Genomic DNA, 6,493 nt, shown 5'->3' with positions numbered 1-6,493 from the left:
CCCCCCCCCCCCCCCCCCCCCCCCCCCCCCCCCCCCCCCCCCCCCCCCCCCCCCCCCCCCCCCCCCCCCCCCCCCCCCCCCCCCCCCCCCCCCCCGGGACCCGTCGGCGCGGTCAGGATCCGCGAGCGGAACATCGGGCGGTATCGGCGGTATCGGCGGTATCGGCGGTATCAAGGCCTCCGCTTCAGCGAGGCGACCCCGAGCGCCAGCGCACCGGTCACCACCAGGCTTCCGATCACGACCATGCCCACGCCGATCACGAACAGCCCGCTCCCGTCGTCCGACCAGTCGACGAAGGCGGCCGCGCCCAACCCGGCGCTGGTGCCGAGCACCGCGGCCAGGACGTACTGCCGGGCGGCCGCCCAGTACACCGGCACCAGCAGGGTGAGCACGAGCCCGATCACCTGCCACGCCCCGTAGGGGCCGGTCGTCGAACCGTCGGGCTGGACGTCCCGCTGCTGGTCCCACCCCAGCCAGGCGGCCCAGGCCGCCATCGCCACCCCGGCCAGCACCAGGGCCGCCGACAGTTCGTGAGCCGGTCCGTGCGTTCGCTTGTTCATGCCTCCAGTGTTCGGCCGGCCCGGCCGCCCCGGCAGAGCGCGGATACTCACCCCCACCCGAGTAGGAACGCTGTCTTCCGCCCCGGCCGCGTCGGGCGGTCTCCCGCCCCGGCCGGGTCAGGCGATCCTGCGGGCTCCCGCCGAGGGCACGGCCTCCAGCACCGCCGGGGGAGCGAACCCGGCCGCCGCGAAGGCATCCGTCACGGCCCCGCCCACGGACGCGGCCCGCTCCGCCGGGACCAGGGCGATCACGGAGCCCCCGAACCCGCCGCCGGTCATCCGGGCACCCAGCGCACCCGCGGCGACGGCGGCCTCCACCGCGAGGTCGGTCTCCGGGCAGGACACCCGGTAGTCGTCCCGGAGGGAGGCGTGCCCGGCGGTCAGCAGCGGGCCCAGGGCCTCCGGCTCGCCCGCCGCCAGACGCTCGACGGCCCGGCCGACCCGGCCGTTCTCGGTGACCACGTGCCGCACCAGCGGGACGAGTTCCCCGGGCAGCTCCGTCAGGGCCTCCGGCAGCTCCGTCTCGGCGAGGTCCCGCAGGGCGGGCAGGCCCAGCAGCCGCGCCGCCCGCTCGCACCCGGCCCGCAGGGCGGCGTACGCCCCGTCGGCGAGGTCGTGCTTGACCCGGGTGTCCAGCACCAGCAGGGTCAGGCCGTGCCCGGCGAGGTCGAAGGGGACCTGCCGGACGTCCAGACCGCGGCTGTCCAGGTACAGGGCGCCGCCCTCGGCACAGCACAGCGAGGCCATCTGGTCCATGACCCCGCACGGCACACCGGCGAAGGCGTTCTCCGCGTGCTGCGCCACCCGCGCCAGCTCCGGCCGGGACAGCCCCAGCCCGTACAGCTCGTCGTACGCGACGGCCACCGCGCACTCGAGGGCCGCCGACGAGGACAGCCCCGCACCGGTGGGCACCGAGCTGTCCAGGTGCAGGTCGGCACCGCCGACGGCCAGACCCCGCTCGCGCAGCGCCCAGACCACTCCGGCGGGATAGCGGGCCCAGCCGCCGCCCCCGCCCGGAGCGAGCTCCGCCACCGCGAACTCGCTGACCCGCCCGTCGCCCTGGGCGCTGTGCACCCGCAGCACGCCGTCGTCGCGGCGGCCGGCGGCGAGCACCGTGGTCTGCGGCAGGGCCATGGGGAGGGCGAAGCCGTCGTTGTAGTCGGTGTGTTCACCGATCAGGTTCACCCGGCCCGGGGCGGCCCAGACCCCCTCCGGGGCACGGCCGTGGATCCGCTCGAAGTCCCGGCGCACCCGCGTGCTCACCGGACCTCCCGCAGTCGCCGGGCCGCGGTCTCGGGAGCCACGTCGTTCATGAAGGCGTCCATGCCGGATTCGGTGCCGGCCAGGAACTTCAGCTTGTCGGCGGTCCGCCGGACCGTGAACAGCTCGAGGTGCAGGGCGAGTTCCCCACCGCCCACGAGCGGGGCCTGGTGCCAGGCGGAGATGTACGGAGTGGGCTCCGCCAGCCCGAAGAGCCGGTCGAAGCGCCGCAGCAGGTCCAGGTACAGCCCGGGGAACTCGGCCCGCTCCGCTTCGTCGAGGCCGGTCAGACCGGCCACCCTGCGGTGCGGGTACAGGTGGACCTCGTAGGGCCAGCGGGCGGCGTACGGGACGAAGGCCGTCCAGTGCTCCCCGGCGAGGACCACGCGTTCGGTGGCCGCGCGGGCCTCGCCGAGCAGGTCCTCGAAGAGGTTGCGCCCGGTGGCCGCCCGGTGGGCGGCGGCAGCGGCGAGGTGCTTGACGGTGCGCGGGGTGGGGGCGGAGAAGGCATAGATCTGGCCGTGCGGGTGGGGGAGGGTGACGCCGATCTCGGTGCCCCGGTTCTCGAAGCAGTAGACCTGGTGCACGCCGGGACGGGCCGACAGTTCGGCGGTGCGGTCGGTCCAGGCGTCCAGCACCAGCCGGGCCCGCTCGGGGGTGAGGGCGGCGAAACCGGCGTCGTGCTCCGGGGTGAAGCACACCACCTCGCAGCGGCCGGCCCGGCCGGAGAGCGAGGGGAAACGGTTCTCGAAGACGGCCACCTCGTAGTCGGCGGCCGGGATCTCGCTCGGCCGGCCGTCCCGGGAGGGACAGAGCGGGCAGGCGTCGGCGGGCGGGTGGTAGGTGCGGGACTGCCGGTGGGCGGCGATGGTGACCCAGTCGCCGGTGGCCGGATCCCGGCGCAGCTCGGGCGTGCTCTCGACGGGGTCGAGCGGCCGCAGGTCCTTGGCCTCGCGGTCCCGGCCGGGGGCGCTGTCGTAGTAGATGAGCTCGCGGCCGTCCGCGAGTTCGGTGACGGTCCTGTGCACGTGCAGGTCCTCGCCTCTGTGATCGTGGAGTTCTCGGACGGCGCCCGGGGCCGCGGCGGCAGGCGTGCGCGGCCCTCCCCGAACGGGGCCGACCGGGCTCGATCATACGGCCGTCCGGGAATGGATCACCCGTGCGATACCGGGCGGACGGCGTGTGCTGGCGGTGGTCCGGATGCCCGCCGCGGCACGCCTGGGTCCGCACGCCGGCGCTCCCCGACGCCCCGGGCGGGGACCGCTGCCCGGGCACCGGCCCGCTCGCGACGAACGGAACCCGGGTGCCGACCCCGCCAAGGCCGCGGACGGGGTGACCGCGCCCGCGCCACCCCGTCCGCGGGCTCCCGTCACACCGTCACCGAGCGGGTCGGCCGGCCTCCTCACGGCCGGCCGCGCGGACGCACTCGATGAGGTAGTCGCCGCTCCCGGGATCCACCGACACCCCGTGGGCCTCGCTGTGGAAGCCCGGGAAGGCCCGGTCGAAGGCCTCCAGGGCCCGCAGGTACCTCAGCAGCGGCCCGTCCTCGGCGCCGGTGGACTCCCCGGGCATCAGCACGGGGATCCCCGGCGGGGTCACGGTCACCATCGCCGCGGCCACCCTTCCGGCGGCGTCCGCGAGCCGTACCCGCTCGGTGCCGCCCCGGATCAGCTGCTGGTAGCAGTGGCGCGGCGGGGCCACCGGCTCCGGCAGTTCCTGGAAGGCCGCGTCCAGGGCGGTGATCAGCTCGGCCCGCGTGAGGTGCTCGTGCATCTGCCGGCACAGGCCGGCGAGGGTGGTGCGCCCGTACCGCAGCGGGAACTGCTCGACCAGTTCCGGAAGCACCCGGTCCAGCGGGGCGTCCGCGTCGTACAGCCCCTTGAAGTCCATCAGGGCGTCCATCAGGGTGCCCCACTTGCCCTTGGTGATGCCCATCGAGAAGAGGATCAGCGTGGTGTAGCTGTCGGTCTTCTCGACGACGATCCCCCGGCCCGCCAGGTAGGCGGTCAGGATCCGCGCCGGAATGCCCCAGTCATCGGTCTCGCCCGTGGCCGTCACTCCGGGGCAGGTCAGGGTGACCTTGACCGGGTCCAGCAGGCAGTAGCCCTCGCCGAGGCCGGCGAAACCGTGCCAGTCGGCGCCCGGCTCCAGGTGCCAGCAGGCCGGCTCCCGGCTCAGCAGGGCGGCGGGGGCGTCCGCGAACCCGATCCGCGCCCCCGTCGCCGGATCGACGACCGTCTCCGGCTGCCACACGCCGAAGAACCAGCCCGGCCGGTCCCCGGCGGCGGCGATGCGGCGCCCGGTGCGGACCACGGCCTGGCGGAACCGGATCGCCTCCGTCACCGCCTCGTCGATCAGCCACTGGCCCTGCGGACCGTCCATCATCGCCGTCGCCACGTCCAGGGAGGCGATCGCCGGGTACAGCGGCGAGGTGGTGCCGTGCATCATGAACGCCTCGTTGAACCGCTCGTGTTCGACGGGGGCCCGCGGCGCCGACTTGACGTGCACCATCGCGCACTGCGAGAGGGCGGCCAGCAGCTTGTGCGTGGACTGGGTGGCGAAGACGGTGGGCCGGCCCGGCCCGGCGTCGCTGCCTGCGTCCGTGCCGGTGCCGGTGCCGGTGTCGGTGTCCGGGAAGGTGTCCGGCCCGACGGCCATGCCGTAACGGCCCGCGTACAGCGGGTGGAAACGGGCGTACGCGAACCAGGCCTCGTCGAAGTGCAGCCGCGGCGTGCTCGGCGCGAACGCCCGTGCCGTCGCCACCGTGTCGTAACACAGGCCGTCGTACGTGGAGTTGGTGACCACCGCGTACTGCGCCTCCGGCGAGAGCGCCCCGGCCGTCAGCGGGTTCGCCGCGATCCTCGCGGCCACCGCCGCCGGGTCGGTCACCGCGGGCGGCAGCGGGCCGGCGAGCCCGTAGCCGTTGCGGGTCGGCACCAGGTAGACGGGGCGCGCCCCGGAGATCACCAGCCCGTGGAGCACCGACTTGTGGCAGTTGCGGTCCACGAGCGCGATCTCGTCGGTCGTCACGCTGTAGTGGCCGACCATCCGGTCCGCGGTGGAGTCGCCGTGCAGGACGAAGTACGTGCGGTCGGAGCCGAAGACCCGGGCGGCGTTGCGCTCGGCCTCACCGATCGGACCGTTGTGCTCGAAGAGCGACCCGAGCTCCCCCACGGAGATCGACAGGTCGGTGCGGAACAGCCGCTCTCCGTAGTAGTCGAAGAACGCCCGCCCGGCCGGGGACTTGAGGAAGGCGACACCGCCGGAGTGCGCGGGAGTGTGCCAGGAGTACTCGTGGGAGTCCTCGAAGCGGCGCAGCGCCCTGAAGAACGGCGGCAGCAGGTCCCGGTGGTAGCCGCGGGCCGCCGTCGCGACCCGGCCGGCGATGAAGGAGGGCGTGTCCTCCAGCGGCCAGATGTAGCCGACCACCGTCTCCGACACCCACAGCGGCAGCCGCTCCAGGTCCTGGTCGGAGTCGTCCGCCATCACCAGGAAGACCGGCAGGTCCTTGAAGCGGCTCCCCACGTACCGCAGGACCTCCCCGCCACCGCCCTCCTCGCTCGGGCCGCCCGCCGTGCGCGGCAGGTCCCAGGAGACCACGGCCGCCGCGAGACCGGCCTCGGTGTGCAGGGCGGCGCGCGCGTCCCGCGCACTGGGCGCCCAGCGCAGTTCCAGCCCCTGGTTCTCCAGCTCCTTGCCGATGCGCCGCAGCTGCTCGGCACTGACACCCCCGCCCATGGGGTTCTCCCGCAGTGCCAGCAGGACCGTGCCGTTCGTCATCTCATCCGCTCCACGCGTTCATGGGTACGCGAGCCCGTACCGGCGCCCAGTCTTCCGGCCGCCCGGGCGCCCGGGCCGGTCGTGGAGGAGACTTCACCCGCAGGTGGGCGTGGCGGCGACCCTGCGTGATGCCCGGGGCCGAGCCGCCGCTGCGTCTTCCGCCGGGTCGCCGCGCCGCCTCGGCGACAGGGCCTATCCGCCGTCGGACGAGAAGTGCTGGTAGTCCGGGCGGGACCACCAGTCGCCGCCCCAGTGCCAGCCGACCCGGCGGAACGCCCTGGCCACCACCCCGTCCGCCGTGATCATCCCGGGGCGGACCGGGTCCCGGCGCAGATAGGCCCGGCCCGCCGCCGGATGCACCACCCCGTGCCGGTCCACGTACGGGTTCTCGACCGGGTTGACGTCGACCGCGAGACCCCACGAGTGCCGCGAAAGCCTCCCGGAGTCCCCGGTCACCTGCCTGCAGTTGAAGGCCGAGGTGTTGTCGTCGGCCATCGCCGCGCGGTCGTCGCCGCCGTAGTGGGCCGTCACCCGCATCCGCCGGATCGGGAAGCGGGCGTCCAGGGCCCGGCCGAACACGTACAGCAGGGGCCGCACCGCGTCCCGGTGGACGACCAGCTCGCCCCGGTGGACCTTCCCGTCGAAGCCCCAGTGGTTCATCCGGATCAGCCGCAGCCGGTCCGCCGTCACCGGGCACCCGGCCCGCATGCTCGCCCCCAGCTTCCCCGCCGGCACCTCCGTCACCTGCGCCGCGAGCACCGGCGCGGCAGCCCGTACCGGCGCCCCGGAGCGCTCGCGGGCGGCGGGCGCGCAACCGGGCGTCGCGCTCGCGTACAGCACGGCGACCGCGGTCAGGCAGGCGGACACGGAGCGCGTGGGGCGCACCCCTCCAC

5 protein-coding genes are annotated in these 6,493 nt (G+C 75.1%); all 5 read right to left on the bottom strand.

Annotation, left to right across the window (positions count from 1 at the left end; genetic code table 11):
• Positions 1–170 precede the first annotated feature (170 nt).
• The 5 genes from ACZ4WZ_RS23660 to ACZ4WZ_RS23640 all read right to left on the bottom strand — a co-directional run bounded on the left by ACZ4WZ_RS23660 (position 171) and on the right by ACZ4WZ_RS23640 (position 6,485).
• Positions 171–560, bottom strand: a complete 390-nt coding sequence (locus ACZ4WZ_RS23660; RefSeq protein WP_467893166.1) for a hypothetical protein — start codon at positions 558–560, stop codon at positions 171–173.
• A gap of 117 nt (positions 561–677) precedes the next feature.
• A complete protein-coding gene (gene galK, locus ACZ4WZ_RS23655; protein WP_467893164.1) occupies positions 678–1,823 on the bottom strand; it encodes a galactokinase in 1,146 nt (381 codons plus the stop codon).
• Positions 1,820–2,848, bottom strand: a complete 1,029-nt coding sequence (gene galT / locus ACZ4WZ_RS23650) for a galactose-1-phosphate uridylyltransferase (RefSeq protein WP_467893162.1) — start codon at positions 2,846–2,848, stop codon at positions 1,820–1,822. The genes galK and galT overlap by 4 nt, the downstream gene beginning before the upstream one ends.
• A 349-nt stretch (positions 2,849–3,197) precedes the next feature.
• Complete coding sequence (locus ACZ4WZ_RS23645; RefSeq protein ID WP_467893161.1) at positions 3,198–5,600, bottom strand: Orn/Lys/Arg family decarboxylase; 2,403 nt, start codon at positions 5,598–5,600, stop codon at positions 3,198–3,200.
• A gap of 192 nt (positions 5,601–5,792) precedes the next feature.
• Positions 5,793–6,485 carry a M15 family metallopeptidase gene (locus ACZ4WZ_RS23640; protein ID WP_467893159.1) on the bottom strand — a complete coding sequence of 231 codons (693 nt, stop codon included), beginning with the start codon at positions 6,483–6,485 and terminating at the stop codon, positions 5,793–5,795.
• Positions 6,486–6,493 lie beyond the last annotated feature (8 nt).

This window comes from Streptomyces sp. NPDC029122 (assembly GCF_055569445.1).
Note: the sequence above shows the minus strand (reverse complement) of the source record. Positions and strands in the feature narration are given on the sequence as shown.